General features: G+C 69.2%; 27 protein-coding genes, 1 pseudogene and 1 riboswitch. Of the genes and pseudogenes, 17 read left to right on the top strand and 11 right to left on the bottom strand.

Annotation, left to right across the window (positions count from 1 at the left end):
• Positions 1 to 51 precede the first annotated feature (51 nt).
• From LX88_RS36730 to LX88_RS36720, 3 genes are all read left to right on the top strand, one after another.
• On the top strand, positions 52 to 732 hold the full coding sequence (locus LX88_RS36730) for a M50 family metallopeptidase (protein ID WP_258952363.1): 681 nt from the start codon (positions 52 to 54) through the stop codon (positions 730 to 732).
• 61 nt (positions 733 to 793) lie between these two features.
• Positions 794 to 2,527, top strand: a complete 1,734-nt coding sequence (gene argS, locus LX88_RS36725) for an arginine--tRNA ligase (RefSeq protein WP_258952362.1) — start codon at positions 794 to 796, stop codon at positions 2,525 to 2,527.
• A gap of 72 nt (positions 2,528 to 2,599) precedes the next feature.
• Complete coding sequence (locus tag LX88_RS36720; protein WP_258952361.1) at positions 2,600 to 2,917, top strand: WhiB family transcriptional regulator; 318 nt, start codon at positions 2,600 to 2,602, stop codon at positions 2,915 to 2,917.
• Here LX88_RS36720 and LX88_RS36715 read toward each other — a convergent pair.
• Together LX88_RS36715 and LX88_RS36710 are read right to left on the bottom strand one after the other, a co-directional pair.
• The gene (locus LX88_RS36715) at positions 2,890 to 3,687 is read right to left on the bottom strand and encodes a SigB/SigF/SigG family RNA polymerase sigma factor (RefSeq protein WP_258952360.1); all 798 of its coding nucleotides are present in this window, start codon (positions 3,685 to 3,687) and stop codon (positions 2,890 to 2,892) included. The genes LX88_RS36720 and LX88_RS36715 overlap by 28 nt on opposite strands.
• Positions 3,684 to 4,082, bottom strand: a complete 399-nt coding sequence (locus LX88_RS36710) for an ATP-binding protein (protein ID WP_258952359.1) — start codon at positions 4,080 to 4,082, stop codon at positions 3,684 to 3,686. The genes LX88_RS36715 and LX88_RS36710 overlap by 4 nt, the downstream gene beginning before the upstream one ends.
• Before the next feature lie 131 nt (positions 4,083 to 4,213).
• On the opposite strand from LX88_RS36710, the gene LX88_RS36705 reads away from it, so the two are divergent.
• Positions 4,214 to 4,882: an ATP-binding protein gene (locus tag LX88_RS36705; RefSeq protein ID WP_258952358.1), complete on the top strand. Its 669-nt coding sequence runs from the start codon at positions 4,214 to 4,216 to the stop codon at positions 4,880 to 4,882.
• Here LX88_RS36705 and LX88_RS36700 read toward each other — a convergent pair.
• On the bottom strand, positions 4,879 to 5,235 hold the full coding sequence (locus LX88_RS36700; RefSeq protein ID WP_143086978.1) for an STAS domain-containing protein: 357 nt from the start codon (positions 5,233 to 5,235) through the stop codon (positions 4,879 to 4,881). The genes LX88_RS36705 and LX88_RS36700 overlap by 4 nt on opposite strands.
• Before the next feature lie 142 nt (positions 5,236 to 5,377).
• Positions 5,378 to 6,046, bottom strand: coding sequence for an ANTAR domain-containing protein (locus LX88_RS44490; RefSeq protein WP_258952357.1), 669 nt, complete (start codon positions 6,044 to 6,046; stop codon positions 5,378 to 5,380).
• Positions 6,047 to 6,299: 253 nt separating this feature from the next.
• Here LX88_RS44490 and LX88_RS36690 point away from each other — a divergent pair, with 253 nt between their 5' ends.
• The 9 genes from LX88_RS36690 to gcvP all read left to right on the top strand — a co-directional run bounded on the left by LX88_RS36690 (position 6,300) and on the right by gcvP (position 14,585).
• A complete protein-coding gene (locus LX88_RS36690) occupies positions 6,300 to 6,515 on the top strand; it encodes a hypothetical protein (protein WP_245983860.1) in 216 nt (71 codons plus the stop codon).
• Positions 6,516 to 6,620: 105 nt separating this feature from the next.
• A complete protein-coding gene (gene clsA / locus LX88_RS36685) occupies positions 6,621 to 7,202 on the top strand; it encodes a cardiolipin synthase ClsA (protein WP_258952356.1) in 582 nt (193 codons plus the stop codon).
• Between the two features lie 42 nt (positions 7,203 to 7,244).
• On the top strand, positions 7,245 to 7,628 hold the full coding sequence (gcvH, locus tag LX88_RS36680) for a glycine cleavage system protein GcvH (protein WP_258952355.1): 384 nt from the start codon (positions 7,245 to 7,247) through the stop codon (positions 7,626 to 7,628).
• A 113-nt stretch (positions 7,629 to 7,741) separates the two neighbouring features.
• Entirely contained in the window at positions 7,742 to 8,200 is a 459-nt protein-coding gene (gene garA, locus LX88_RS36675; RefSeq protein WP_030476302.1) for a glycogen accumulation regulator GarA, read from the top strand.
• Positions 8,201 to 8,248: 48 nt separating this feature from the next.
• Complete coding sequence (locus LX88_RS36670) at positions 8,249 to 8,788, top strand: MerR family transcriptional regulator (RefSeq protein ID WP_258952354.1); 540 nt, start codon at positions 8,249 to 8,251, stop codon at positions 8,786 to 8,788.
• A 152-nt stretch (positions 8,789 to 8,940) separates the two neighbouring features.
• Positions 8,941 to 9,414: a bifunctional nuclease family protein gene (locus LX88_RS36665; RefSeq protein ID WP_030468959.1), complete on the top strand. Its 474-nt coding sequence runs from the start codon at positions 8,941 to 8,943 to the stop codon at positions 9,412 to 9,414.
• Positions 9,415 to 9,744: 330 nt separating this feature from the next.
• Positions 9,745 to 10,311, top strand: a complete 567-nt coding sequence (locus tag LX88_RS36660) for a MerR family transcriptional regulator (protein ID WP_090072357.1) — start codon at positions 9,745 to 9,747, stop codon at positions 10,309 to 10,311.
• Between the two features lie 104 nt (positions 10,312 to 10,415).
• Positions 10,416 to 11,384, top strand: coding sequence for a Clp protease N-terminal domain-containing protein (locus LX88_RS36655; protein ID WP_258952353.1), 969 nt, complete (start codon positions 10,416 to 10,418; stop codon positions 11,382 to 11,384).
• A gap of 56 nt (positions 11,385 to 11,440) precedes the next feature.
• A riboswitch (glycine riboswitch) is annotated at positions 11,441 to 11,536 on the top strand.
• A 154-nt stretch (positions 11,537 to 11,690) separates the two neighbouring features.
• Positions 11,691 to 14,585 carry an aminomethyl-transferring glycine dehydrogenase gene (gcvP, locus tag LX88_RS36650; RefSeq protein WP_258952352.1) on the top strand — a complete coding sequence of 965 codons (2,895 nt, stop codon included), beginning with the start codon at positions 11,691 to 11,693 and terminating at the stop codon, positions 14,583 to 14,585.
• Positions 14,586 to 14,645: 60 nt separating this feature from the next.
• Here the strand turns inward: gcvP and LX88_RS36645 are convergent, their stop codons facing one another.
• The 4 genes from LX88_RS36645 to LX88_RS36630 are packed head-to-tail and all read right to left on the bottom strand — an operon-like array spanning position 14,646 to position 16,497.
• Entirely contained in the window at positions 14,646 to 14,828 is a 183-nt protein-coding gene (locus tag LX88_RS36645) for a hypothetical protein (protein WP_258952351.1), read from the bottom strand.
• 12 nt (positions 14,829 to 14,840) lie between these two features.
• Positions 14,841 to 15,446, bottom strand: coding sequence for a class I SAM-dependent DNA methyltransferase (locus tag LX88_RS36640; RefSeq protein WP_258952350.1), 606 nt, complete (start codon positions 15,444 to 15,446; stop codon positions 14,841 to 14,843).
• 11 nt (positions 15,447 to 15,457) lie between these two features.
• On the bottom strand, positions 15,458 to 16,117 hold the full coding sequence (locus LX88_RS36635) for a maleylpyruvate isomerase family mycothiol-dependent enzyme (RefSeq protein WP_258952349.1): 660 nt from the start codon (positions 16,115 to 16,117) through the stop codon (positions 15,458 to 15,460).
• A gap of 2 nt (positions 16,118 to 16,119) precedes the next feature.
• Positions 16,120 to 16,497, bottom strand: coding sequence for a DUF3224 domain-containing protein (locus tag LX88_RS36630; protein ID WP_258952348.1), 378 nt, complete (start codon positions 16,495 to 16,497; stop codon positions 16,120 to 16,122).
• Between LX88_RS36630 and LX88_RS44850 the strand changes: the two are divergent.
• The 3 genes and pseudogenes from LX88_RS44850 to LX88_RS36620 form a co-directional block, all read left to right on the top strand.
• Positions 16,478 to 16,666, top strand: a pseudogene (locus tag LX88_RS44850) (HTH domain-containing protein); the annotation flags it as partial. The gene LX88_RS36630 and the pseudogene LX88_RS44850 overlap by 20 nt on opposite strands.
• A gap of 346 nt (positions 16,667 to 17,012) precedes the next feature.
• The gene (locus LX88_RS44845) at positions 17,013 to 17,519 is read left to right on the top strand and encodes a helix-turn-helix transcriptional regulator (RefSeq protein WP_504928593.1); all 507 of its coding nucleotides are present in this window, start codon (positions 17,013 to 17,015) and stop codon (positions 17,517 to 17,519) included.
• Positions 17,507 to 18,322 carry an aldo/keto reductase gene (locus tag LX88_RS36620; RefSeq protein WP_258952347.1) on the top strand — a complete coding sequence of 272 codons (816 nt, stop codon included), beginning with the start codon at positions 17,507 to 17,509 and terminating at the stop codon, positions 18,320 to 18,322. Before LX88_RS44845 ends, LX88_RS36620 begins: the two co-directional genes overlap by 13 nt.
• 18 nt (positions 18,323 to 18,340) lie before the next feature.
• Here the strand turns inward: LX88_RS36620 and LX88_RS36615 are convergent, their stop codons facing one another.
• Complete coding sequence (locus tag LX88_RS36615) at positions 18,341 to 20,047, bottom strand: substrate-binding domain-containing protein (RefSeq protein ID WP_258952346.1); 1,707 nt, start codon at positions 20,045 to 20,047, stop codon at positions 18,341 to 18,343.
• Between the two features lie 63 nt (positions 20,048 to 20,110).
• Complete coding sequence (locus tag LX88_RS36610; protein ID WP_258952459.1) at positions 20,111 to 20,926, bottom strand: 3-methyladenine DNA glycosylase; 816 nt, start codon at positions 20,924 to 20,926, stop codon at positions 20,111 to 20,113.
• Between the two features lie 76 nt (positions 20,927 to 21,002).
• Between LX88_RS36610 and LX88_RS36605 the strand changes: the two genes are divergently transcribed.
• Positions 21,003 to 21,461 carry a DUF1801 domain-containing protein gene (locus LX88_RS36605; RefSeq protein WP_258952345.1) on the top strand — a complete coding sequence of 153 codons (459 nt, stop codon included), beginning with the start codon at positions 21,003 to 21,005 and terminating at the stop codon, positions 21,459 to 21,461.
• On the opposite strand, the gene LX88_RS36600 is transcribed toward LX88_RS36605, so the two are convergent.
• Positions 21,436 to 21,681, bottom strand: coding sequence for a hypothetical protein (locus tag LX88_RS36600; protein ID WP_143086981.1), 246 nt, complete (start codon positions 21,679 to 21,681; stop codon positions 21,436 to 21,438). The genes LX88_RS36605 and LX88_RS36600 overlap by 26 nt on opposite strands.
• Positions 21,682 to 21,685: the final 4 nt, after the last annotated feature.

The raw sequence follows: 21,685 nt of genomic DNA, 5'->3' as shown, positions 1-21,685 counted from the left end.
GCCGTGAGAGCCCACATGCGGCTCTCACGGCGCGTCTGTTTCGATGTCGCGATGCCTTCCGAGTTGCTGACCGACGAAGTGCTGATCACCTGGGGGACCGCGGCCGCCGCGTTCCTGGCCGTCGCGGTGCACGGGCTCTGGCGGGTCACCCGCAACGTCATCACCATCGCCCACGAGGGCGGGCACGCCCTGCTGGCCGTGCTGACCGGGCGGCGGCTGAGCGGGATCAAGCTGCACTCCGACACGTCCGGGCTCACCGTCTCGCGCGGCAAGCCCCGCGGGCCGGGCATGGTGCTGACCGCGGTGGCCGGGTACGTCGCTCCGTCCCTGCTCGGGTTCGGCGCGGCCGTGCTGATCACCAACGAGCAGATCCAGCTGATGCTGTGGATCAGCATCGGTTTCCTCGCGGCGATGCTCATCATGATCCGCAACGTGTTCGGCGTGCTGTCCATCATCATCACCGGCGGGGTGTTCTTCTTCGTCTCCTTCTACGCCTCCGTGGAGGTCCGGGACGCGGCCGCGTTCGTCTTCGCCTGGTTCCTGTTGCTGGGCGGGGTCCGGCCCGTGTGGGAGCTGCAGGTCAAGCGGTGGCGCCGGCAGGCACCGCGGTCGGACGCCGACCAGCTCGCCTGGCTGACCGGGGTGCCGGCGCTGGGCTGGGTGACGTTCTTCGGGGCGGTCAGCGTCGCCGCGCTCGCCGGTGGCGGGGCGTTGTTGCTCGGGCGGTGGTGAACTCGCTTGGCCGCGGGTGAAATACTCGGGTGAACAAGCCAGCGGTCGAGAGGTGGGTTCAGTGCTGCGTGGGGATGTCGGGCTCGAACTGGGCCAGCGGGTCGCGCGGGCGTTGCGCGTCGCCCTGGACGTGGACATCACCGCCGGGGAAGCGCTGATCCGACCGTCCAACCGGGACGGTGCCGACTACCAGTGCAACGTCGCGATGAGCCTCGCCAAGAAGGTCGGCAGGAACCCGCGCGAGGTCGCCGCCCTCATCGTCGAGCACCTGGACGCCCAGGACGCGGTCGAGTCGGCGGAGATCGCCGGCCCCGGCTTCATCAACCTGAAGCTGCGCCGCGAGTGGCTCGAGGCCGAGGCCGCGAAGCTGCTCTCCGACGACCGGCTCGGGGTGCCCGAGACCGAGGAGCCCCGCCGGATCGCGATCGACTACAGCAGCCCCAACGTGGCCAAGGAGATGCACGTCGGGCACCTGCGGTCGACGATCATCGGCGACGCGTTCTGCCGGCTGCTCGGCTTCGCCGGGCACGAGGTCATCCCGCACAACCACCTCGGTGACTGGGGCACCCCGTTCGGCATGCTCATCGAGCACCTCACGGACGAGGGCCACGGCGCCGACCACGAGATCAGCGACCTCAACGCGTTCTACCAGCAGGCGCGCCAGAAGTTCGACAACGAGCCGGGCTTCGCGGACCGCGCGCGGCGCCGGGTGGTGCTGCTGCAGGGCGGCGACGAGGCGACGCTGGCGCTGTGGCACGAGCTGGTGGGCGAGTCGCAGCGGCACTTCAACCAGGTCTACGAACTGCTCGGCATCGGCCTGACGGCCGGGGACAACTACGGCGAGAGCTTCTACAACCCGTATCTCGCGGACACCATCACCGAGCTGCAGCAGAAGGGTCTCATCGAGACCAGCGACGGCGCGCTGTGCGTGTTCCCGCCGGGGTTCAGCAACCGCGAGGGCGACCGGCTGCCGCTGATCGTGCGCAAGAGCGACGGCGGCTACGGCTACGCCACCACGGACTTCGCGACCGTGCGGTACTGGGTGCGGGAGCGCAAGGTCGACGACCTGATCTACGTCGTCGGCACGCCGCAGGCCCAGCACTTCCAGATGATCTTCGCCACCTCGAAGCAGGCCGGGTGGCTCGACGACGCGCACACCGCCGTGCACACCGGGTTCGGCACGATCCTCGGGGCCGACGGCAAGACGATCCGGACGCGGGCCGGCGGCACGATCAAGCTGATCGACCTCCTCACCGAGGCCGTCGAGAACTCCTACCAGGTGATGCCGGAGTCGTCCGAAGTGGAGGGTGCGGAGAAGGAAGAGCTCGCCCGCACGCTCGGCCTCGGCGCGGTGAAGTACGCGGACCTCTCCAACGACCGGGAGAAGGACTACGTCTTCACCTGGGAGAAGATGCTCGCCAAGACCGGCGACACGTCGGTGTACATCCAGTACGCGAACGCGCGCATCCTGTCGATCATCCGCAAGGTCGGCCGTGAGGCGCCCCAGGACGCGCCGCTGGTGCTGCAGGAGCAGGCCGAGCGGGAGCTGGCGCTGAAGCTGTTGCAGCTGCCCACGGCGATCCAGGCGGCCATCGACGAGCTCGCGCCGCACAAGCTCACGACCTACCTGTTCGAGACGGCGACGGCGTTCTCGACCTTCTACAACGACTGCCCGGTGGCGACGGCGGAGACGCGGGAGTTGCAGGATTCGCGCCTGCACCTGCTCACGCTGACCTCACGCGTGCTCACGCTGGGCCTGTCCCTGCTGGGTATTGGGGCACCCGAAAGGCTCTAACTGGTTTATCCCTGGTCAGACCGAGGTACGCAGTGATCGCAACTCTTTCCTCCTAGTCCTCAGGGAGTCGCGATGACCTGCACCACCCGTCTGCCCAAGCCGGTCACCGAGGTCTGGGACTGGCAGATGGACGGCCTGTGCCGCGGCGAGAACAGCGCGATCTTCTTCCACCCCGACAACGAACGCGGCTACGCGCGAGCGGCCCGTGAGGACAAGGCGAAGGCGATCTGCGGGCAGTGCCCGGTGCTCGCACAGTGCCGCGCCCACGCGCTCGAGGCCCAGGAGCCGTACGGCGTGTGGGGCGGCATGGGGGAGGACGAACGGCGCCAGATCGTCAACGCGGCCCGGCGCCGTGTTCGTGCCTACTCCTCCAGCACGTCCCGCAGCTGACGCAACGTCTTCGCGAGCAGGCGCGAGACGTGCATCTGGGAGATGCCGACCTTCTGGGCGATCTGGGTCTGGGTCATGTTGCCGAAGAAGCGCATGACCACGATCTTGCGTTCGCGCTCCGGCAGCTTCTCCAGCAACGGGTGCAGCGCCTCGCGTTGCTCGATCATCGCGATCTCGGGGTCCTCCTCGCCGATGGTCGAGCCCAGCGAGATCGACGAGTCCTCCGACATCAGCATGTCGTCCAGGGACGCGCTCTGGTAGGCGTTCCCGGCCGCGAGTCCTTCGTGGATCTCCTCGCGCGACAGTCCGAGGTGCTCGGCCAGTTCCGACGGCGTCGGGGCACGGCCGAGTGACTGGGACAGCCGCGACGTACCCGCGTTGATCGCCAGGTGCAGCTCCTTGAGCCGCCTCGGCATCCGCACCGACCAGCTGGAGTCGCGGAAGTACTTCCGGACCTCACCCATGATCGTCGGCACCGCGAACGACAGGAAGTCGCTGCCGCGTTCGGGGTCGAACCTGTCGACCGCGTTGATCAGACCGACCGTCGCCACCTGGACCAGGTCCTCGTGCGGTTCGCCGCGGTGGCCGAATCTGCGTGCGATGTGCTGGGCGACCGGGAGGTGCTCGGTGACGAGTCTGTCCCGCAACGTCTCCCGCGCCGGACCCTCAGGGGTTCCGGCGAGTTCGGCGAACAGCGGCGCCAGGTGGTCGTAATCACCCGACCGGGTCTTCTTCTCCTCGGTCTTGGTCGCCTCTTCCGATCCGGTCACGCATCCACCGCCCCTGCCGTGGACTTCACGAGGTTGATGTGGACCAGGAACCCTTCGGTCTCCTCGACTCGCGTCTGCACCGAGTCGACGAGCGCGGTCAGCACCCGCCAGCCGAAGCTGGCCTCGTCGGGGCCGGCCGCGGACTTCGCGGAGATCTTCGCCGCGACGTGGACGGCACCTCTGTCGTCCACCGCGAAGTGGCAGCTGAGCACGGCGTCCTGCGCTGCCAGCGTGATCAGCGTGGAGCAGGTCTCGTCCACGGCGAGCTTCAGGTCCTCGATCGAGTCGAGGTCGAAGTCCTGCCGCATCGCGATGTCCGCCGCGACCGCGCGCACGATGGACAGCTGCGTGGGATCCGCCGCCATCCGGAGCTCGACGCCTGACAATTGAGTCACAGCCACCTCGTAGTCCGTTCTGCCTAGGGACGACATGTCATTGCCGTACCCGAAACGATCTCATCTCACACGTGTACTGACTGGGCGCCCAGGGAAGTCACCTGGTGAAGGCAACCAACCGGAGGAGCGCTGTGCTTGTGCACGAAGACTTCCTGGTCCTCCGATTCCCGGCGGACCCGCACGAGGTGGCGCCTGTGCGGCACCAGCTCCGCGAATGGCTGCACGGTGCCGGTTTCGGTGAGGACGAAGCCAGCGATCTCGTCCTCGCCGTCAGCGAGGCCGTCAACAACTCGGTGGAGCACGCCTATCCGGGTCCCGCGGGCGGCACCGTCGAGGTGAACGCCCACTGCGAACTGGACGGTTCGGCCCACGTGAACGTCACCGACCACGGCCAATGGCGTGTGCCGCCTCCGGCGATGACCATGCGCGGACGAGGTCTCCTGCTCATGCGGGAGAGCGTGGACGACGTCGAGATCGACCGCAGGGCGAGCGGCACGACCGTGCACCTGCGGCGAGCTCGTTCGCCCGTGCTGCCCGTGGCCAGAGCGGCGCTCGAATGCGACGTCCAGATCCACGAGACCTCCTCCGGCGTAGTAGCGGTGGTGCGCGGGAACGTGCCTGTGGAGGCAGGTCCTTCGCTGCGCCGCACGCTCACCACGGCGGCACGCGGGGGCACCGTGCCGTTGACCGTCGAGCTCGGCGAGCTCGGCGGTGAGGAGGGCGGGGTCGAGCAGGCCCTCCACGACGTCGCCGAGGCGCTCAGCGCGGCGGGCAACCGCCTCGTCGTCCGGAGGCGTTAGGCCAGGGCGGAGTCGACGGAGTCGTGCATGCTGAAGACCTCACCGAGGCCGGTCGCCTCCAGCGGACGCGTCACGGCCCGTGCCTTCGCCACGACCTTGAGCGAGGCTTCTTCCTGCTGCGCGCGCCTCGCGGCCTCGACCAGCACGGCGAGGCCGGCGGAACCGAGGAACGTCACGCCGGTCATGTCCACGACGAAGACGCCACCGTCGCCGAGACCGTTGATGAGGGCTTCGCGCAACGACGGCGCGGACACCATGTCGACCTCGCCGGAGACGGCGAGGACGGTGACTCCGGGCGCCGGCTGCCGCACCTTCAGCTCGATCTGCTCCGCACGCGGATCCTGCACAGTCACCGAAGTACTTCCTCTCGAATACAGGAAGCCGCCACGCAGCGGCCCCGATGCGGCTGGTGGCTCAACCGCTGCGGACACCACCGTACGGGAGTGGCCGCCCAACAGGACAGGTCGAAGGGTCCATACCCGGACAATGGTCGGTTCAAACGCTCAGCGCGTCCCACAGTTTGCGTGCGACCTCCAGCGCGGCCCGTGGAGGCTCGACGACCTCCTCCGCGCTGTCCTCCAGCGTCCCGCCGACGACCAGCACCAGCGCGGTGGCCACGTCCCGGAGCTTCACGTTGGCGCGCTGGCTGGCCCGCACCAGCAGTTCGAACGCCTCGCCGGGCGGGCCCGGCCGCGCCCCCATGACCAGGCCCTTCGCCTGCTCGATGTAGCGGCGGTGCTGCACCATGCGCACCATCTGGTCGGCCCTCAGCACCTCGCCCGAGCAGAACTCGACGACCGCGGCCGCCGTCGCGACGAGCGGCTCTATCTCCTCGATGGCCTTGAGGTCCTCGATCTGGGGCGCGTGCGACAGGTAGACGGTCAGCACGACCGGCCCGCTGTCGCCCCAGCTGCCCGGCACCGCGACGACGTGCGTACCGGCGACCTCACCGGACACCTGCCGTTCGTCGCGTGAGGCTTCGACGAGCGGCCCGGCACCGGCGCTGAGCTGCTCGGCGTCCAGTTCGACCGCGACCCCGATGGCGCGCAGCAACGTGCCGTCCGGCCACACGCTCAGACCGACGCCCTCGCAGCCGTCGAGCCGCGAGCACAGGTGGTCCATCAACCGGGAGATGAGCTCCGCACCGAATTTCACCTGGGTCACGCCATGAGGTTAGGCCCAGCCGATCCCGAATGGACGTTGTGCGGTCATCGGCGTACGACGAACGGTTGCGCAGGCAAGCACCCGGAATTCCGCCCCGCTTCGGGCCCGAACAGCTCGGCGCGCCGATTGATCCAGTTAACGCTAAGGACCCAAACAGGACACGTGTTCTGAACCACAGTCGGCCAGAATTCGTTCACAGGGATAACGCCGGAGCCCCGGCACGCGACATCCCTGATGTCACGGAGGGACTGAAATGAGAACCGCCATGGAGACCCAGCCGCAGCAGGACGAGCAGTCCGGTTCCGCGCTGCCGACCACGCCGTGCAGCGTGGTCTGGAGCCGGGGTCACGCCTACGTGCTCGAGGGTTTCCGCGCCCGCTGGGTGGGCCGCGACGACCGGGGCCGCCCGCACGCCATCACCGGCGCCGAGATGCAGCGCCGCGGCTGGACGTTCACCCGGACAGCCTGAGTCCCACCCCCGAACGCAGAACGACCGCACCCCCGCAACCAGTCGCACAGCGTGCCGTGACGCCATCCGGCAGCCCCTGCGCAGTCACTCGTTTAGAGTGCGGGTGTGCGTGACCCGGCTGATCGCCTGCTGACGATTCCGAACCTGCTCAGCGTGCTGCGGCTGGCCGGTGTTCCGCTGTTCCTGTACCTGTTGCTCGGACCCCGCGAAGACGGCTGGGCGCTGCTCATCCTCATGTTCGCGGGCTTCTCCGACTGGCTCGACGGCAAGCTCGCGCGCTGGCTCGACCAGATGAGCAACCTCGGCGCGCTGCTCGATCCCGCCGCCGACCGCCTCTACGTGTTCTGCACGCTGCTGGCGTTCGTCATCAGGGACATCGTGCCGCTCTGGATCGCCCTCGTGCTCGTGGGCCGAGAGGTCGTCGTCGGCATCTGCCTGCTCGTGCTGCGCCAACGGGGCTGGGGCACGTTCGAGGTGACGTACCTGGGCAAGGCCGCGACCTTCAACCTGCTGTACGCCTTCCCCCTGCTGCTCATCGCGCAGGGGGACTCGGGGTGGGCGCAGGTCGCGCAGCCGATCGCCTACGCGTTCACGGCCTGGGGCGGAGCCCTCTACCTGTGGTCGGCGCTGCTGTACGTCTACCAGTTCTTCCTGGCCCTGCGGGTCACACCTCGCACGGTCGCGTGAAAAGATCACCCCATACAGGTTCAGCACGAGGAGCGCAGTCAGTTGATTCCCGAGGAGCTTCGTTACACCGAGGAGCACGAGTGGATCGCCACCCACGGCGAGAACACAGTGCGCGTCGGCATCACCGACTACGCCCAGGAACAGCTCGGTGACGTCGTCTTCGTCCAGCTGCCCGAGGTCGGTCACACCGTGGCGGCGGGGGACACGTTCGGCGAGGTGGAGTCCACCAAGAGCGTCTCCGACCTCTACTCCCCGCTCGACGGCGAGGTGACCGCGATCAACGACGCGTTGGTCCAGACGCCGGACGCGGTCAACACCGATCCGTACGGCGAGGGCTGGATGGTCGAGATCAGGCTGAACGACCCCGAGGCGCTGGAAGGCCTGTTGGACGCGGACGGGTACAAGGCGTTGGTGGAGAAGGAGTGACGTCGATCTTTCGCCGGATCTTCGGCCGGAAGGGGAGCCGCGCTGAAGGCGGAGACCCCAACGCGATAGGTTTTACCGGAAGTGACGGATCCAGCAGCAGGAGGAGAGCTCAGGTGAGCACGAACGACGGCCCAGGCGTTCCGCCGGAGCAGTCCCCGGAGCGGACCTCCGTCTTCCGGGCGGACTTCCTCCAGGAGATGGAAGGCGGCGCCGAGGCGCCCGCACAGGAGCCGGCCGTTGCCGGTGTTGACGCCCTTCCCGCCGGTTCCGCGCTGCTCGTGGTGAAGCGCGGCCCGAACGCCGGTTCCCGGTTCTTGCTGGACCGCGACACGACGAGCGCCGGGCGCCACCCCGACAGCGACATCTTCCTGGACGACGTGACGGTCTCGCGCCGCCACGCCGAGTTCCGCCGGGAGAGCGGCGAGTTCGTCGTCATCGACGTCGGCAGCCTCAACGGCACCTACGTCAACCGTGAGCCGGTCGACCAGGCCGTCCTCGCGAACGGCGACGAGGTTCAGATCGGCAAGTTCCGCCTCGTCTTCCTGACGGGTCCTGGCTCCGCGGGAGCCTGACGCGTGACGGCCGGGCGGCCACAACGCGGGGGCACGAGCATCGGGGCTGTGCTCGCACAGCTTCGGCCCGAGTTCCCCGACGTCACCATCTCCAAGATCCGCTTCCTCGAAGCGGAGGGGCTGGTCCGCCCGGCACGCACCGCCTCCGGCTACCGCCAGTTCAGCGTGGCGGACGTCGAGAGGTTGCGGTTCGTGCTGTCCGCACAACGCGACAGGTACCTGCCGCTCAAGGTGATCCGCGAGCAGCTCGACTCCACCCCGGTGGACGCGGGCTCCATCTCGCGGTTCGATCTGCTCGCCCAGACCGGTTTCAGCGCCGAACAGCTCTCCCAGCTGGAGCGCGACGGTCTGGTGCGCTCCGGCCCCGGTGGCCGGTTCACCACCGACGACATCACCGCGCTCCGCACGATCCGGACGATGACCGGACTCGGCGTCGAGCGCGAGCACCTGCGCTCGGTCCGCGCGGCAGCGGATCACGAGGTGGTTCTGCTGAAGTCGTTCTCAGATACCGAGACGGTCCGGGAATTGACCGGCCTCTTCGCCTCGTTGCACACGTTGTTGGTGAGAGCGGGCCTGCGCCAGTCCTGATCAGCCGGCGGAGCGTGCCTTCTTGATCACGATCTGCCCGAAACGATTGAGCACTGGGCCCGCTTGGCGGGTAGCGTCGGAGAGGTACGCCGGGGGATGCTCGGGTGTGAAACCGGGTCGTCCCCGAACGGATTAGAGGGAGGCGAGGCCCGATGAGCGAAATGCGTGTCGTCGGCGTGCGGGTGGAGCTGCCCCAGAACCAGCCGATCCTTCTTCTGCGCGAAACCGAGGGCGAGCGGTACCTGCCCATCTGGATCGGCAGTGTCGAGGCCACGGCGATCGCGCTCGAGCAGCAGGGCGTCCGCCCCGCTCGCCCCCTCACCCACGACCTCCTCAAGGACGTCATCGGGGCGCTGGGGCGCAACCTCGAACAGGTGCGGATCACCGACCTGCAGGAGGGCACCTTCTTCGCGGAGCTCGTGTTCGACGGCGACGTGCGGGTGTCCGCGCGGCCCTCGGACTCGGTGGCGCTCGCGTTGCGCGTCGGGGTGCCGATCCACGCCGAGGAGTCCGTCCTGGCCGAAGCGGGCCTCATCATCCCGGACGAGCAGGAGGACGAGGTGGAGAAGTTCCGCGAGTTCCTCGACTCCGTCTCCCCGGAGGACTTCCGCGGAGCGGACACGTAGGCGCTGTCGAGGCGCGGACACCTGAGTTTTCTCCGGTGTCGCACTCCGTCTCGCAAGGGCTGGAGGGCAGTTCGTTTGGACGTCCCTCGGTTGGACTACTTACGGTCGTTATGACCGCTAAACGATCACTAAACGTCACCTGAACGTGCTTGTTCGGGTGACGGTATGACTCTCTACCTCAGGTTGAGGGTCGCAACTCCCCGCGCGTCGCGTTGACCTGCCATCGGAGCGGTCTTACCGTCGAACTCGAGTGGACGTCGTTGCTTCACGAGAGTGGACGCGGCGGCTTGACGGTCATGAGTTTCGTGGCCGTTCCGAGGGGAGGCAGGCGTGGTCGAGGAAGCGCCCTTGCGGGCCGAATCCGGGCTGCAGGGTGAACTGTTCCCGGACTCCTCGCTGCCGGACGAGCTCGTCGGTTACCGAGGGCCCGCGGCGTGTCAGATCGCGGGCATCACGTACCGGCAGCTCGACTACTGGGCAAGGACCGGGCTGGTCGCGCCGACGATAAGGATGGCGCACGGCTCCGGCAGCCAGAGGTTGTACTCCTTCAAGGACATCCTGGTGCTCAAGGTCGTGAAGCGGCTGCTGGACACCGGTGTCTCGTTGCAGAACATCCGCGTGGCGGTCGACCACCTGCGCCGCCGCGGCGTGCAGGACCTGGCCAAGATCACGCTGTTCTCCGACGGCACGACGGTCTACGAGTGCACCTCGCCCGAGGAGGTCGTCGACCTGTTGCAGGGCGGCCAGGGCGTGTTCGGCATCGCGGTCAGCGGTGCGATGCGGGAGATCTCCGGCACGATCCACGAGTTCCCGGCCGAACGCGCGGACGGCGTCGAGATCGCCCCGATGACCGAGGACGAGCTGACCCGCCGGCGTCGCGAGCGCGCCACCGGCTGACCGGCCCAACTGATCGATCGGCACTGTGAACGTGGCCGACTGGCGCTGGTGAGTGGCCGGTCGGCAGCAGCGCCCGGATCTTGTTGTTCCCTAGCGTTTCCGGCATGACGCCCACCCCCTCCTACCAGGTCGTGAAGGTGCTGGCCGCGGCGGCGAAGCGCGCGTTCCGGCTGGAGTTCGGCTTCCTCGGCACCGAGAACCTGCTGATCTCGCTGATCGACACCATCGGACCCGGCCGCAAGCTCGGCGTGAAGTCGCTGGCGGCCCAGGCGATGGCGCGGGGGCCGGAGCACTGGGCCGACGACGACGGTGGCGTCGTTCCCGAGGCTCATCCGGACGTCACGGCGTTGATGAACACCGCCTGCGACAAGAGTCTCATCGGGACCGTGCTGCCCGTCAGCCGTGCGCTGGAGGAGTGTCTGCTCGCGGCGGTCGCCCGGGCCGGCGACGGTGTGCTGACCACGACCCACCTCTCGCTCGCGTTGCTGGAGCAGGGTTCCGGGCGTGCCGCCGACCTGTTCGTGCTGCGCGGGGTGGACGTCGAGGCGACGGCCGCCGCTGTGCGAGCCGATGCCTCGCGGCGGTACGCGGAGGTCGAGGAAGCGCCCGCCGTGCGGTTGCTGCGCAAGGCGGGAGCGCTGGAGGGGGACTCCGGCGGCGGGTACGTGCGCTGGCTCCTCCGCTGGGTCGCGCGCGGCCAAGGGCTGGGCGGGCCGGTGCTGACCGTAGTGCGCAACGAGGCCGGACGGCTCGCGGTCGCAGCGAGACGAGACGTCTCGTCTCGTGATCTCGTGGCGGCGGTGCTGACGGTCGACCACCAGCTGCGGGCGGCGGGCCGGAGTCTGAAGCCGGAGTTCGAGTCGGGCGGGGCGGCGGCGTTGCGCGAGGCCGGAGTGGATCCGGCCGTGTTGCCCGGTGGCGGTCCGGTCGAGCGCGCGATGGAACGGGCGAAGCTCGTCGCGGCCCGGCGCGGGGACGCCGTCGTGGACACCACGCACCTGCTCGTGGCCGTGCGGGACGACGCCGCCGACCCGGTCGCCGGGACGCTCGACGGTCTTCCCACTGAGATGTAGGTCGCGTCCCTAGGGACTACGCGAGCTGCCTGCGGGTATTCTTCTCGGGTAGTCGCTGAACTCAGGCGGGAGAGCCCGGGCTTCGAGCCCGGCGCCGAAGGAGCAAGTCCCTCCCCGGGAACCTCTCAGGCATCCAGGACCGCCAGAGCGAGACGCCTCTGGAAAGTGGAGTCCCCGCAGGGGAATCCCGCCGACGGTGAAAGCCCATCCTCGTGGTGGGTGAACCTCTCAGGCGCCCTTCGGGGTACGGACAGAGCGGGGAGGGCACAGGACACGTGTGCCCGCAGCCACCCCCGGAGGCGTTTGATGACGCAGGACCGCATTCCGCTCGCCGCTCTCGAGCACGGCACCCCGTTCGCCGACCGGCACGTGGGTCCGCGCCCCGCCGAGCTCGCGCGCATCCTCGACGTCATCGGCGTCGGGTCGCTCGAGGAGCTGGCACAGCACGCGGTGCCTTCGTCCATCCACGAGCGCGACCTCGTGCTGGAGCTGCCCGCCCCGGCCACCGAGACCGAGGCGCTGGCCGAGCTGCGTGAGCTCGCGTCGCAGAACCGCCCGATGACGCAGATGATCGGCCTCGGCTACTACGACACCGTGACGCCGGGCGTGATCCTGCGCAACGTGCTCGAGTCGCCCGCCTGGTACACCGCGTACACGCCGTACCAGCCCGAGATCTCGCAGGGCCGCCTCGAAGCGCTGCTGAACTTCCAGACCATGGTCGGCGACCTGACGGGCCTGCCGGTCGCGAACGCGTCCATGCTGGACGAGTCGACCGCCGCCGCCGAGGCGATGACGCTGGTGCGCCGCGCCGGCAAGTCCAAGTCGAACAAGTTCGTCATCGACGCCGACACGCTGCCGCAGACGCTGGCCGTCATCGAGACGCGCGCCGAGCCGCTCGGCATCGAGATCGTCGTCGCGGACCTCTCCCAGGGCATCGAAGGCCTCGGCCTCGGTGGCGACTTCTTCGGCGTGCTGCTGTCGTACCCCGGCGCGTCCGGTGTGGTGCGCGACCAGGCCGCGTTGGTCGAGGAGATCCACGCCGCCGGCGCCCAGGCCGTCGTGGTCGCCGACCTGCTGTCGCTGACGCTGCTGCGCGCGCCGGGTGAGATCGGCGCGGACGTCGTCATCGGCACCACGCAGCGCTTCGGCGTGCCGATCGGCTTCGGTGGCCCGCACGCCGGTTACATGGCCGTCCGGTCCGGTCTGGAGCGTCAGCTGCCCGGCCGTCTCGTCGGTGTCTCCGTCGACGCCGACGGCTCGCTGGCCTACCGCCTCGCGCTGCAGACGCGCGAGCAGCACATCCGCCGCGAGAAGGCCACGTCGAACATCTGCACCGCACAGGTGCTGCTGGCCGTGATCGCGTCCATGTACGCCGTCTACCACGGTCCCGAGGGCCTGCGTTCGATCGCGACCCGCGTGCACCGCCTGGCCACCGTGCTCGCCACGGGCCTGTGCGAGGCCGGGCTCGACGTCGTGCACGGCGAGTTCTTCGACACCGTCCAGGTGCGCGTCGAGGGCCGGGCCGCCGCTGTCGTCGAGAAGGCGCGCGAGGCCGGCATCAACCTCCGCAAGGTCGACGACGACGTCGTGGCGATCGCCTGCGACGAGAAGACGACCCGCGCGCACATCGTCGCGGTGTGGGAAGCCTTCGGTGTCAAGGGGTCCGATGTGGACGCCATCGACGGCGACACCGCCGACGGCATCCCGGCCGACCTGCGCCGCACCTCGGACTACCTGACCCACCCGGTCTTCCACGCGCACCGCTCCGAGACCGCGCTGCTGCGCTACCTGCGCGCACTGTCCGACAAGGACGTCGCCCTGGACCGCAGCATGATCCCGCTCGGCTCCTGCACGATGAAGCTGAACGCCACCGCGGAGATGGAGTCCATCACGTGGCCGGAGTTCTCGACGCTGCACCCGTTCGCGCCCGTCGAGGACGCCAAGGGCCTGCTGAAGATCGTGTCCGACCTGGAGGCCTGGCTCGCCGAGGTCACCGGCTACGACGCCGTGTCGCTGCAGCCCAACGCCGGTTCGCAGGGTGAGTTCGCGGGCCTGCTGGCGATCCGCGCCTACCACCGCGCGAACGGCAACGCCGCCCGCGACGTCTGCCTGATCCCGTCGTCCGCCCACGGCACCAACGCCGCGTCCGCCGTCATGGCCGGCATGCGCGTCGTCGTCGTGAAGTGCGACGACAAGGGCAACATCGACATGGGTCACCTGCGCACGACGGTCGCCGAGCACGCCGACGACCTCGCCGCGATCATGATCACCTACCCGTCGACCCACGGCGTGTACGAGGACACCGTCCGCGAGGTCTGCGGCCTGGTCCACGACGCGGGCGGCCAGGTCTACGTCGACGGCGCGAACCTCAACGCGTTGATCGGCCTGGCCCGCTACGGCAAGTTCGGCTCGGACGTCTCGCACCTGAACCTGCACAAGACGTTCTGCATCCCGCACGGCGGCGGTGGCCCCGGCGTCGGCCCGATCGGCGTGAAGTCCCACCTCGCCCCGTTCCTGCCGAACCACCCGCTGCAGCCGACGGCGGGACCGGCCACCGGTGTCGGACCGATCTCGGGCGCCCCGTGGGGTTCCGCGTCGATCCTGCCGATCTCGTGGGCGTACGTGCGCATGATGGGCGGCGACGGCCTGCGCCGCGCGACCCTGACCGCCGTGGCCGCCGCGAACTACGTGGCGCGGAGGCTGGACGAGCACTACCCGGTCCTCTACACCGGCGAGGGCGGCTTCGTGGCCCACGAGTGCATCCTCGACCTGCGCCCGATCACCAAGGCCACCGGCGTGACGGTGGACGACGTCGCGAAGCGGCTCGCCGACTACGGCCTGCACGCCCCGACGATGTCGTTCCCGGTCGCCGGCACCCTGATGGTCGAGCCGACCGAGTCCGAGGACCTGGCCGAGATCGACAGGTTCATCGACGCCATGATCGCCATCAAGCGCGAGATCGACCGCGTCGGCGCCGGCGACTGGCCCGTCGAGGACAACCCGCTGCGCAACGCCCCGCACACCGCGGCCTGCGTGACCGTCGGCGAGTGGAACCACCCGTACACCCGCGAAGAGGCCGTGTTCCCGGCGGGCCAGAGCGCGACTCCGAAGATCTGGCCGCCCGTCCGCCGCATCGACGGCGCGAAGGGTGACCGCAACCTGGTCTGCTCCTGTCCGCCGCTCTCGGCGTACAGCAACTGACGTACTTGATGAGGGGAGCTTTCATAAACCCCAGGTTTATGAAAGCTCCCCTCATCAACGTCACACGGCGACGGGGCAGGCGTCGTCGCCGCAGTTCTCGTCGGCGCCGATGCCCGGCTGGTTCAGGTCGTGCTCGAACGCGAAGTGGAAGCAGTCGGGGTGCATCCGCTCGAACAGCTCGAAGTCTTCCTCCTCCAGCTCCACCGTCTCGCCGCACCGCTGACACGTCTGTTCATCTGACACGGTCAGATCGTCTCACCCGCGCCGCGCGAACAGGACCGCCCCGTCCTCGCCGAGCAGCCACCGCGCCTCGACGGTGAACCCGGCCGCCCGCAGCCACTGCGCGACCCGCTCGGGCCGTCGCAGGTGCACGTGCACGCGCATCGGATGCCCGCCGTAGCCCTGCGTCTTGAGCCGCGTCTCGTCGCCGACGTGGAAACCCAGCTGCAGCAACCCGTCCGGCCGCAGCGCTTCGCGGAAGTGCCCGAACACCGCGGGCACGTCGTCGTCCGGTACGTGGATCAGCGACCACCAGGCGATGATCCCGCCGACCGCCTCGGGGAGCGGTTCGGTCATCGACCCCACCTCGAACCGCAGGCCGGGGTGGTTCCGCCGGGCCAGCGCGATCATCGCGGGGGAGAGGTCGATGCCGAACGCGTCCACGCCCAGTCCGTGCAGGAGCGCGGTGATGCTGCCCGGCCCGCAACCGACGTCCGCGACGGGACCGCGCACCTCCTCCGCGAACAACCGCAGCGCCGCCCGCAGGTGCGGGAGGCCGTCCAGGAGGTCGCGCGTCTGGTCGGCGTAGCTGACCGCGACCGTGTCGTAGGAGTCCCGCGTGTCCGCCAGCCAGTCGCTCACGCCGGAGGAACTTACTCCTCGAACGGCTCCGGCCGGTGCCGTCCGAACAACGCCAGGGCGGCGATCCAGACGTCCGGATCGCCGTCCCAGTCCAGTGCCTTGATCTGGTCGGCCGACCGCCGCCCGCCGATGGCCCGCATCAGCTCGAACGACGTCGTCCGCAACGTCCCGGCGGGCTCGCCGTGCCCGAGCACCCGGTCGCCGTGCTCGAGCGTGATCCGCAACGCCGGCACGTCGTTCTCCCGCATCCGCTGGTCGAGCTGCTGCAACGGCTTCACCAGCGCCGCCCGCACCTCGACGCCGTCCCGCTCGCCCGGCACCCCCAGCGCCGAACGGAGGTCGTGCTCGTGCGCGATCACCTCGGCCACGAGGACCGGCCCCATCGGCGTGTCGAACAGCGGCCGGGCCAGTTCCAGGTTGGCGTCCCACTCGGCGAAGGCGTCGGCCAGCGAGTTGTCGCGGCGGTCGCGCACCTGCCGTTCGCCCCACTCGCCCGACTCGACACCGTCGAACCGGCGGTCCGCGAAGTCGCGCAGACCGCCGGCGAGGTGCGCCACCACGTCCTTGACCGACCAGCCGGGCGTCGCCGGCACGGGTGTCTGGGGATCCGCGCCGGAGACCAGCGCGGTGATCCGTTCCTTGGCCGCGTCGTAGAGAGGGGCGTTGGTCATCGTCAGACCTCGTACTCCAGGGTGTAGGTGCCGCTGCCATCCTCCGCCCAGTCCACCGTCACCGCACCTCGCGCGTTCAGGTACTTCCCGGTGCCGTCGACGATCTCGATGACAGCCTCCACAGAGGACCGGTACGCGCCGACGTGCCGCAGCACCAGCGTGCCCTCGTCCGTCGTGATCTCCTCGATCGCGGTCGTCCACGCCACGTCGTCGCCGTAGTACATGAGGTACCGGCAGCTCCCGGTGCCGCTGACGTCGCCCGCGTACCCGAACTGGACGTGCGCCTCGGTGAGCTTGCGGCCCTCGACGTCTTTGTAGGACCGGCCGTCCCAGGTCTTCTCGTCCCAGCTCTTCACTTCGATGGTTCCGGTTGCCTTCATGCGGACCACTCTGCTGGTAATTCCTGACAGATCGTGTCAGGTTCATTCCATGAAATCCGGCAGGCTCCTCCAGGTCCTCCTGCTCCTGCAGGGAAGGGGCCGGATGACGGCCGACGAACTGGCGTCCGAACTGGAGGTCTCGCCGCGCACGATCTACCGCGACGTCGAGGCCCTCTCCGCCTCCGGCATCCCGATCTACTCCGACCGCGGCCCGGCGGGCGGTTACCAGCTGGTCGACGGCTACCGCACCCGCCTCACCGGCCTGACGACGGACGAGGCGCAGTCGCTGTTCCTCGCCGGTCTCCCCGGACCCGCGCAGGCGCTGGGGCTGGGGGAGTTCGCGGCCGCCGCCCAGCTCAAGCTCCTCGCCGCGCTGCCCACGGAGTTGCGGACCCGGGCCGAGCAGATCCGCCAGCGCTTCCACCTCGACACCCCGACGTGGTTCCGCGGCGACGAGCCCACCGAGCACCTCGCCAACCATCGCCGACGCCGTCTGGGAGCAGCGCAGGGTCCGCATGACCTACCGGCGCTGGGGCGACCAGACCGTCGAACGCGAGGTCGACCCGTACGGGCTCGTGCTGAAGGCGGGCACCTGGTACTTCGTCGGCAGCGGCCGCACCTACCGCGTCTCGCGGGTGCTCGCGCTCCACGCCACACCGGACACGTTCGAACGTCCCGGGGACTTCGACCTCGCGCGGTTCTGGGCGGAGTGGTCGGAGCAGTTCGAGGCCCGCATGTACGGCGAACGCGTCACGGTCCGCATGACGCGCTCCGGCCTGGACAAGACCCAGTACCTGCTCAGCGGTCATCAGGCACGCGTGATCCGGGACCTCGCACCCGAACCGGGGGAGGAGTTCGGCTTCCCCACCGAGTCGAACCGGCACGCTGTGGCTGACCTGCTCAAATTCGGCGCGGACGTGGAAGTGCTGGCACCGGACGAGGTGCGGCGCGACATCGTCGAAACAATCGAGGCGATGCAGGACGTCTACAACGATGCGAAGCTACGGGCATGGTTCCGCTGATTGCGTTGAACAACGGAGTACGGATCCCCCAACTCGGCTTCGGCGTCTACCAGGTGCCGGAGGACCAGGTGGCCGGTGCGGTCACGACGGCCATCGAGGCCGGCTACCGCAGCATCGACACGGCCGCGGCCTACGGCAACGAGTCCGGCGTCGGCGACGCGATCGCCGGCGTGCCGGACCTGTTCGTCACCACCAAGCTGTGGAACGCCGACCAGGGCCACGACGCGACGCTGCGCGCGTTCGACGAGAGCATGCGCCGCCTGCGCCGCGACGTGCTCGACCTCTACCTCATCCACTGGCCGACACCCGAGCGCGACCTCTACGCCGACACGTGGCGCGCTCTGGAGAAGCTCTACGCCGACGGCCGCGTGCGCGCGATCGGCGTCTCGAACTTCCACACACCACACCTGCAGCGCCTGTTCGACGAGTTCCCGACCACCCCGGCGGTGAACCAGATCGAGCTGCACCCGTTGCTGCAGCAAGAAGAGATGCGCAAGGTGCACGTGACGCACCGCATCGTCACCGAGGCGTGGTCGCCGCTCGCGCAGGGCGGCGCGTTGCTGCGCGAACCGGACATCACCGGTCTCGCCGACAAGTACGGCAAGACCCCGGCCCAGATCGTGCTGCGCTGGCACGTCCAGCTCGGCAACGTCGTGATCCCGAAGTCCGTCACGCCCTACCGGGTCAAGGAGAACATCGACATCTTCGACTTCGAGCTGGCCCAGGACGACATGCTCGTGATCACCGAGCTCGACAACGGGACCCGCACCGGTCCGGACCCCGACCGCTTCAACGCCGCCTGAGCGACCGGTCGCGCTCGGTCAGGCGTTCGTCGACAGCACCTGACCGAGCGCCGCCTCCACGCCGTCCACGTTCTCCACCACCGACACCGACCCGCCGGTCGTCTGCGCGATGTCCGTCAGCGTGGCCTTGTCGACCTCGCCGCCGATGGCGATGAAGCTGACCGGCAGGTCGGTCCCGTGCAGCTGCGCCTTCAGCGCCGCCAGGTCGATCCCGCCGTCCGAGGTGCTGTCGGTGATCACCACGACCCGGTTGACCCGCCCGGCCACGAAGCCGTCGTGCGCCGTCTCGTAGCAGGCCGCCAGCGCGGTGTAGAGCTGCGAGCCGTCCGCCGTCTTGAGCGCGTCGATCGACCTGCGCAACGCGTCGCGCTTCTCGCTGACGGGACCGGTGGCGACGAGTTGCTTGTGCGGCTTCGAGCCGTCGAGGTCGCGGGCGAACTCCCACAGCCCGAACGACCCCGAGACGGACCTGTCGACCTGACCGCGCAGGGCCGCCTTCACCTTGTCCAGCCTGGGTTTCATCGACGTCGAGACGTCCGTCAGCACCGTGACGACCTGCCCGCCGCGGTCCGCCGACGCCCAGGCGGAGGAGAGCTGCTGCGTGGTCGTCGCGTCGGCGGCGACCAGGTTCTCCGTGACGGGGGACCAGGACACGCCCGGCGAAGGTGACGGACGGTCCTGAGTGGACTCCACCCGCAGGCCGCCGCGCGCCAGGATCGCCTGCTGCGAGGGTTCGGTCATGAAGTCGCGGAACGCCTGCGCCGCACGCACCTCCGCCTCGCCGACCTCGCTGCCGCCCAGCGCGACGTACGGGAAGTCCGCCACCGGAGCCGGGCCGGCGGGCAGCACGCCCACCAACGGCTTCGACGGGGCCTCCTTGCCCGTGTTGTGCTTGAACAGGTCCACTTCGGACACCGGAGTGGCCGAGAAGCCCGCCGCGTTGACCGTCGCGCTGTCACCCAGTCGCCGCAACGCGTCCCGCGTCGTCGGCGGAACCTCCGGCGGCACCGTGGCGGCCAGCTTGGACAGCGAGGCCTTCGCGGCGTCCGATCCGAGCGACTCCGCGGTGACCGGGCCCTTGCCGCCGGCCAGCGCCGCCTGGATCGCGAGCGCGGAGGCCGTGTTCGTGGCGGGATCGGGCATCGCGACGCTGAACCGGCCCCAGGACTGGCCGTACTTGCTCCAGTCCGTCACCTCGGGCATGTCCGACCAGCGGAAGTCCTTCAGCACCGGCGCGGCGGCCTCGGGAGCCGCGAGCAGCACCGGCGACGTGCCGACGGACTTCGGCGCCGAGCCGACCAGCTTCGCGTTCAGCGCGGACAGCCGGTTCGCCCAGAGCGTCGAGTCGGGCAGCCACGCGTGCGGGCGCTTGCCGAGCTTCTGCTCGTCCCACGCCGTCGTCAGGCCTTCGAGCACCGCGGAGGAGTCCGCGGAGATCACTTCGATCGCGATGCAGTGGTCGTACACGACGGGCCGCGTCGCGCTGTACGCGTGGGCGACGTCCCTGACGGCCTCCGCGACGCTGGGCGTCACGGAGATGCGCAGCACCGAGTCGCCCTCGCTGCAGTTCTGGGCCAAGGCCTGCGAGCGCTTGTCGAGCACCCCACCGGCCCACGACAGGGCGAGCCAGCTGAGGCCGAGCAGCACCACGAGCACGACGATGAGCACGGGCCATTTGGCGATTCCGCGCTTCACCTTCGCCCGCAGAGCGCGGTGTCGAGACATCGATCCCTCACAACTACTCAGCGGCCCCCGACGACCGCCAATCACGCTAACAGGTGAACTTCGTCAGCGAAGTGAAGTCACTCCACGTATCGACTGGCAAACGGAGATGAGCCGTTCTCGCAACGGTCTTGCCTGCTCAGCGAACCCGGCCTGCCGCCGGACGTACTCCGCGCGCCCCTCCGGCGTCTCGATCCTCACCGGGGGATACCCGAGCCCGGCCAGGTCGTACGGGGAGGCCTGCATGTCGAGTTCGCGCACGTCAGCGGCCAGTTCGAAGCAGTCGGCGACGAGATCGGACGGCGTCGCCGGTTCCAGTTTATAGGCCCACTTGAACAGGTCCATGTTCGCGTGCAAGCACCCCGGCTGCTCGTTCAGCAACTGCTCGTCACGGGTCGGCTGCAGAGCGTTGCGCGGCCGGGCGGGTCGCGTGAAGAACCGGAAGGCGTCGAAGTGCCCGCACTGGATCCGGCTCGCCTCGACCACCTGGTCCGTGCCGCCGCTGCCGAGCCGGAGCGGCCACGCGTTGTGCCGGACCTCCTCCGGCTGCTGCCGGTAGACCATCGCCCACTCGTGCAGCCCGAAACAGCCGAGGCGGGCGGGCCTGCTCAGCGTCGCCGTCAGCAACCCCTGGACGAACTCCAGCGTCTTCGCCCGCTGGCCCACGAAGCTCTCGACGTCGAGCGTGACGCCCTCGGGCGTGGCCTTGTAGTGCGGGAACTCCAGGTACTCCGCCGCGTCCTCGAGAACGACGCCGGGCCCTGGATGCCAGCGTTCGAGCCGCACGGGCCGATGGCTGTAATACGTGAAGAGGAAGTCCATGACCGGGTGCTTCTCTTTGCGAAGCTTCCGTTCCTGATGCGGTCCTGTGAACCGGCGCATGCGCGCGACGTGCGCGTCGCGCAGTTCGTGCCATTCGGCTCGGGACAGGACCTCCACGGGCGATTACCGTACGCGAATGGTGAAGAGCCAAGCCTCCACGGTCGCCCAGTACCTCGCCGAACTGCCTGATGAGCAGCGTGCGGAGATGGAGGTGGTGCGTGATGTCGTCCTCGCCAACCTCCCCGGCGGCTACGTCGAGACGATGGACTGGGGCCTGATCGTCTACGCGGTGCCGCTGGAGGTGAGCGGCCCGACCTACAACAAGAAGCCGCTGCTCTACGTCGCCCTCGGCGCCCAGAAGCGCTACTGCTCCGTCCACCTGACCACGGTCATGGAGGAGTTCGAGGAGTCGTTCCGCGCCCGGTGGGCGGAGACCGGCAAGAAGCTCGACATGGGCAAGGCCTGCGTGCGCTTCAGGCGGGCCTCGGACCTGGCCCTGGACATCATCGGCGCCGAGGTGGCGCGCCTGTCGGTGACCGAGTTCGTCGACTGGCACGCCGAGAACAGGGCTAAAGCGGCGGCACGAGCCCGCTGAACGTCCGCGCGCCGTTGCAGTGCGGGCACTCCCGCCCGTTGTCGACGGTCCGCGGCGCGCCACCGATGATCGCCAGCGTCGGCGCGGCGATGTAGCTCGCACCCCCGCACAGGTGGCAGACCGTGCGCGGTTCGGGCGTGACGGCGAAGAGGTCGTCCGGGTCTTCCTCGTCCTCGAAGTCGTCGTCCTCGGCGAACTCGTCCTCGTCGTCCTCACTCATGCCG

This window comes from Lentzea californiensis, assembly GCF_024648825.1.
GTDB lineage: Bacteria > Actinomycetota > Actinomycetes > Mycobacteriales > Pseudonocardiaceae > Lentzea > Lentzea californiensis.
The sequence above is the reverse complement of the archived record's forward strand: the minus strand, read 5'-3'. Positions and strand labels throughout refer to the sequence as shown.

Bases quoted from the DNA above. Each gene is read 5' to 3' on its own strand.
- LX88_RS36730 (WP_258952363.1), top strand. From the start codon at position 52: ATGCCTTCCGAGTTGCTGACCGACGAAGTGCTGATCACCTGGGGGACC.
- LX88_RS36635 (WP_258952349.1), bottom strand. From the start codon at position 16,117: ATGACCAACGCCCCTCTCTACGACGCGGCCAAGGAACGGATCACCGCG.
- LX88_RS36720 (WP_258952361.1), top strand. From the start codon at position 2,600: ATGACCTGCACCACCCGTCTGCCCAAGCCGGTCACCGAGGTCTGGGAC.
- LX88_RS44845 (WP_504928593.1), top strand. From the start codon at position 17,013: ATGACCTACCGGCGCTGGGGCGACCAGACCGTCGAACGCGAGGTCGAC.
- LX88_RS36615 (WP_258952346.1), bottom strand. From the start codon at position 20,047: ATGTCTCGACACCGCGCTCTGCGGGCGAAGGTGAAGCGCGGAATCGCC.
- LX88_RS36620 (WP_258952347.1), top strand. From the start codon at position 17,507: ATGGTTCCGCTGATTGCGTTGAACAACGGAGTACGGATCCCCCAACTC.
- LX88_RS36665 (WP_030468959.1), top strand. From the start codon at position 8,941: ATGAGCGAAATGCGTGTCGTCGGCGTGCGGGTGGAGCTGCCCCAGAAC.
- LX88_RS36605 (WP_258952345.1), top strand. From the start codon at position 21,003: ATGGTGAAGAGCCAAGCCTCCACGGTCGCCCAGTACCTCGCCGAACTG.
- LX88_RS36610 (WP_258952459.1), bottom strand. From the start codon at position 20,926: ATGCGCCGGTTCACAGGACCGCATCAGGAACGGAAGCTTCGCAAAGAG.
- LX88_RS36655 (WP_258952353.1), top strand. From the start codon at position 10,416: ATGACGCCCACCCCCTCCTACCAGGTCGTGAAGGTGCTGGCCGCGGCG.
- LX88_RS36630 (WP_258952348.1), bottom strand. From the start codon at position 16,497: ATGAAGGCAACCGGAACCATCGAAGTGAAGAGCTGGGACGAGAAGACC.
- LX88_RS36600 (WP_143086981.1), bottom strand. From the start codon at position 21,681: ATGAGTGAGGACGACGAGGACGAGTTCGCCGAGGACGACGACTTCGAG.
- LX88_RS36690 (WP_245983860.1), top strand. From the start codon at position 6,300: ATGAGAACCGCCATGGAGACCCAGCCGCAGCAGGACGAGCAGTCCGGT.
- gcvP (WP_258952352.1), top strand. From the start codon at position 11,691: ATGACGCAGGACCGCATTCCGCTCGCCGCTCTCGAGCACGGCACCCCG.